Below are 4,936 nucleotides of genomic sequence, written 5' to 3'. Positions count from 1 at the left end.
CAGCCGACGCTGATCAGTGTCTGCCTCGAACCGTACGCGGTGGGAGACCGGCTCCGATACGAGCTCGCCAGGCTCGCCGGGCAATACGCCGCCCTCGCGAGGGAGATACCGGCCACGCAGTTCAGAGGACGAGTGCCGGCCGATGCCTTCGCGATCGAGGCGCAGCCGCTCTACGCCGAGGCGGTGCGTCGCTACACCGACCGGACGTATCGCATCCGGGTCTCGGTGGCCTCCGCCGGCCCGCTGGCTCCGGCGTTCGGCGAGCTGCTCGCGGCGACCATCTCGCCGCCGGTGCGCGACGGTGCCTTCGGGGGCGGTGGGGCCGTGGCCCGGCGACCGCCGCCGGAGGACATCGGGCCAGCGTGGGTCAATATCACCACCCTGGGTCGTGAGTGGCTCGACGCGACATACCGGCAGGGCTCGCCGCCGGGTTTCCTCAACGAGTCTGAACGCATCCTGTGCGAATTAGCCGATGTTCCAGAAGCCGCCGTGGCTTTTCGTTTCCCCTACGAGGTCGCTGGTCGCCCACGACTGTTCGACCTCCGCGAGCGGGCGGCCGCGCAGGCCGCTGAGCGGGCGGCCCGCTCGGTGGTCTTTCTGTGTCACGCGGACGAGGACAGCGAGGCGGCGGCCAACCTGTACACCCGGCTGCGGTCCGACGGGTTGCATGGCCTGTGGCTTGAAGCCGAGAATCTCGGCGTCGGCCGGGAGCGGGAACTGGAGATCAGGAGCGCTATCAGACGAAGCCGGGCCGTGGTCGTCTGCCTGTCGAGCGCCGTGTCCAGGCGAGGTTCGGTCAACCGGCAGATCGCCTGGGCGCTCGACGTGGCCATGGAACAACCGCAAGGGGCTGTTTTCATGATCCCGGCGCGCCTTGAGCCGTGCGACATCCCCGATCGCCTGAGCGCCTGGAACCATGTCGACCTGTTCGCCGACGACGGCTACCCTCGGCTGATCCGTGCGCTGCGGGACCTCGACCGCCAATATGCATAAGAGCGACCGGCAATAGGGGACGCGGCGTCGCGGGGTTGGGGCACGCACCTCGCGTCGTTGTCGTCGGTCGACACCCAACACCAGGGTGCCTCCCTCCTCCGCCTCGCGAGCTACGCACCCCAGCCCCGCTCCTTGATCCACGCCCCTATTGTCGGGCGCTCTAAGGCTGACTGACCCCGGTTCTCGCCGACCGGTGCAGAATACGGCGGAACTCGCTATGATCCACGCGGACGGAAGGAGACGGATCCGGAGCGGATGCGGAACAGCATGGCGGGCGTCCGGGCGACAGCGTCGAGGCACACGTGGCAAAGGCGCGCTCGCATACGATCGGTGATTTGTTGCGGCGGACGGCGCTTCGATATCCGGACAAGACCGCTCTCGTCGCCGGCGATTTCCGCGAGACCTATGCGCAGCTGAACGCGACGGTGAACGCGACGGCGCACGCGCTGTCCGATCGTGGGGTGGTCAAGGGCGACCGCATCGCATTGCTGTCGCACAACTGCCGTGAGTTCGTCGTCGTCTATCTGGCGCTGGCCAAGCTCGGCGCCATCCTCGTCCCGGTCAATTTCATGCTGACCGCTGAGGAGATCGCGTTCATCCTCGACCACTGCGAGGTGAGCGGGCTGGTGACCGAGGATGCGCTGGCCCCGATCGCCGAGCGGGCGCTGGGCGTGGCCGGTCGCGGGGTCGACCTCGCCGGCCGGATCAGCTCGGGTGCAGCCGAGCAAGGTGTAGCGGAGCGGGGCACAGCCGGCCGCTGGGAGGACGTCGCGTCCTGGCTGGCGCATGCCGACACATCCGAACCGGAGGTGGCCATCGGTGATGACGACCCGGTGCGCCTGATGTACACCAGCGGTACCGAATCCCGGCCGAAGGGAGTCGTGCTCACCAGCCGCTCGTTGATCGCGCAGTATGTCAGCTGCATCATCGAGGGCGAGCTTTCCCCGGACGACATCGACATACAGGCACTTCCCTTCTATCACTGCGCGCAGCTCGACGGCTGCCTCACGCCGGCCATCTACCTGGGTGCCACCAGTGTGATCCTGCCCAGCGCGGACCCGGCGGCCATTCTGGCCGCGGTGGAGCGGGAGCGGGCGACGAGGCTGTTCTGTCCGCCGACGGTGTGGATCGGCCTGTTGCGCTGCCCCACCTTCGAGGCTCACGACCTGTCGTCGTTGCGCAAGGGCATCTACGGTGCGGCGCCGATGCCCGTCGAGGTGCTACGGGAGATCCGGCAACGACTGCCGGAGCTGCGGTTGTGGAATCTCTACGGTCAGACCGAGATGGCGCCGGTGGCCACGGTCCTGCCTCCGGACCTTCAGGAGGCGAAGGCGGGTTCGGCCGGCCGGCCGGTTCTCAACGTCGAGACCATGGTGGTGGACGACGACGACATGCCCGTCCCGGCTGGAACCGTCGGGGAGATCGTGCACCGCAGCCCGCACGCCATGCTCGGTTACTACAAGGATCCGGAGAAGACGGCCGAGGCGTTCCGGAACGGCTGGTTCCATTCCGGTGACCTCGGCGTGCTTGATTCCGACGGTTATCTCACGGTCGTGGACCGGAAAAAGGACATGATTAAAACCGGTGGTGAGAATGTCGCCAGCCGGGAGGTCGAGGAGGCGATCTACGGGCATCCGGCGGTGGCCGAGGTCGCCGTGTTCGGCATCGCCCATCCCTACTGGATCGAGGCGGTGACCGCCGTCGTGGTCGCGCGCCCAGGGGCGACGATCGCCCCCAAGGAGATCATCGACTACGCGCGCGAACGTCTGGCCAGTTACAAGACCCCGAAGTATGTCGTCGTCACCGACCAGCTCCCGAAGAGCCCCAGCGGTAAGATCCTCAAGCGGGAGCTGCGAACGATCCACGCTCATCTCGCCGGCGCCGTCGTACCGTGATCACTTGGGGCTGGTGTACCATTCGGACCCCACGCTGATGAACACCCCGTCCGCCTCGGCGCTGACGCTTTCACCGATCAGCAGCCTGGCTGTTGCCCGGATTTTGCGACCTTCGACATCGAGAAGCTCGGATTCCGCCCGGAGCGGTGTTGAGATCGTCACCGGCGTCTTGTAGCGGATCGTCATCGTCCCGGTGGCGATGAGTTTCCCGGCGAGGGATGCGGCATGTCCGAGCATGACGTCGAACAGCGCGGCGATGTAGCCACCGTGGACGTTGTTCCGGCTGCCCTCGTAGGCCGGCCCGAGGGTCGCCTCGCCGTGGAACATCTCGCCGCGGCGTTCGACGATCAGCGGCGGGGCGAACGGGTGGGAGCGACCGAAGATGGGATGCCGTTCCCAGAGCACGGCATTGTCGGCACTGCCGATCCGCAGCCCCGCCCGGCCGTCGTACCGGCTGGCGCGGGCGTGGGGCCGGGCTAGGCGCTCCATGCGTTGCGCGGCGTCGGCGATGGCGCGCAGGTCCTCGGTGGGTATGTCGCCGGTCGCCAGGTGTCCGGCGAGCGCCCGCAGGGCCGCCGCGGCCCGGCGCGCCTCGCTCAGCCCGTCGGTCACCCCCTCGTCCAGCCCCTCGCCAGTTGCCGCCGTCGACGAAAGGGTCGACGGCCCGGTCGGCCTGCCGGGCCGGTCCTGGCCATCTGACATGCTGGGATCTCCTCACTTCGGGTGTCGTGACCATCGGACGGCCCGACATCCCATCCGCCAATACTCCTTCAAATAGTAATATAATTATGCTGAACTTTCGACTGTCTGGTCGGCTCCCTCTTCGGACGGGTGGATGTCGGCCCAGGCATGGGAGAGCGCTTCGGTGAAGATTTCCGGGGGTTGTGCGCCGGAGACTCCGTACCGGCTGTCGACGACGAAGAACGGCACGCCGGTGGCACCCAGTGCCCGCGCCCGGTGGGCATCGCCGTCCACCACGTCGGCGTAGGTGCCCTCGACGAGTACGCGGCGGGCCTCGTCGGCGTCCAGGCCGGCTTCACCGGCCAGTCCGACGAGGCACTCGCGGTCGAACAGGGACCTCCCTTGGGTGAAGTGGGCCAGGTAGAAGCGCTCGACGACGGCGTCCTGGATGCCGCGGTCCCCGGCCAGCTGGACGAGCCGGTGCGCATCGGCGGTATTGCCGACAAACCCGTCGACCAGGTGGTATTCCAGGCCGACGGTGGCTGCGGTGCGTTCGACCGCGACCTGGCTCGCCCGGGCCTGCGCTTCGGTCATGCCGTACGTGGCGACCAGCATGGCGGTCTGGCCGACGACGCGGTCGGTGGGCATGGTCGGGTCGAGCTGGAATGAATGGTGGACGATCTCGATCTGGTCGCCGTGGGGGAAGCCGGCCAGCGCCTGCTCGAAGCGGCGCTTGCCGATCCAGCACCACGGGCAGACGAGGTCGGACCAGATGTCAACCCGCATGGGGTTCTCCTCGGTGCTGGTCGGAATGTGCTGGTCGGGCTGCGGTCGGGATACGAGGGCAGGGTACGGCGGCTGTGCCGGCCCTGCTGGAGCAATGCTGACCGAAATATGAGGTACACCTCGACTTTTCCCGATGTCCGACCTGGTGTACGTGGCGGTCTGGGGTCTGGGTCTAGTCTGCGGTCTGGGGTCTAATTGAAGAGTTCTTCAATTAGCGACATGGTGGATGGCCTGCTGCGCTCGAGCGGCGGGCCGCTGAGCAGGGGAAGGGCGGGCCGAGGCCGATGCCGGGGACGAGGGTGACCAGGGCCGCGCGGACGCAGGTTCCGCTCTATCAGGCGAAGGCGGAGTTCTTCCGGATGCTGGGGCATCCGGTGCGGATCCGGGTGCTGGAACTGCTCCAGGACGGGCCGATGCCCGTTCGGGACCTACGCTGCGCCGTCGAGGTGGAGCCGTCGAATCTGTCTCAGCAGCTGGCGGTGTTGCGCCGCTCGGGGATCGTGACGGCGACCCGGGACGGCTCGACGGTCGTCTACGCGCTCGCGGGCGGGGACGTGGCCGAGTTGATGCGGGCCGCGCGA

The 4,936-nt window shown here is 67.8% G+C and carries 5 protein-coding genes; 3 read left to right on the top strand and 2 right to left on the bottom strand.

The genetic code is table 11. From position 1 onward, the window contains the following. Together U9980_RS16095 and U9980_RS16090 are read left to right on the top strand one after the other, a co-directional pair. Window positions 1-993, top strand: a 993-nt coding sequence (locus tag U9980_RS16095; RefSeq protein WP_322768664.1) for a toll/interleukin-1 receptor domain-containing protein, incomplete at its 5' end; no start/stop codon positions are given. Window positions 994-1,295: 302 nt separating this feature from the next. After that, window positions 1,296-2,888, top strand: coding sequence for a fatty acyl-CoA synthetase (locus U9980_RS16090; RefSeq protein ID WP_322768663.1), 1,593 nt, complete (start codon window positions 1,296-1,298; stop codon window positions 2,886-2,888). Here U9980_RS16090 and U9980_RS16085 read toward each other — a convergent pair whose 3' ends face one another. Then, window positions 2,889-3,590, bottom strand: coding sequence for a PaaI family thioesterase (locus U9980_RS16085; RefSeq protein WP_322768662.1), 702 nt, complete (start codon window positions 3,588-3,590; stop codon window positions 2,889-2,891). Window positions 3,591-3,674: 84 nt separating this feature from the next. Then, window positions 3,675-4,355, bottom strand: coding sequence for a DsbA family oxidoreductase (locus U9980_RS16080; RefSeq protein WP_322768661.1), 681 nt, complete (start codon window positions 4,353-4,355; stop codon window positions 3,675-3,677). A gap of 299 nt (window positions 4,356-4,654) precedes the next feature. On the opposite strand from U9980_RS16080, the gene U9980_RS16075 reads away from it, so the two are divergent. Further along, window positions 4,655-4,936 (top strand): metalloregulator ArsR/SmtB family transcription factor (locus tag U9980_RS16075; RefSeq protein WP_322768660.1); only part of this gene is annotated, 282 nt, incomplete at its 3' end.

This window comes from Protofrankia sp. Cr1 (assembly GCF_963555865.1).
Taxonomy (GTDB): Bacteria; Actinomycetota; Actinomycetes; order Frankiales; family Frankiaceae; genus Protofrankia.
Note: the sequence above shows the minus strand (reverse complement) of the source record. Positions and strands in the feature narration are given on the sequence as shown.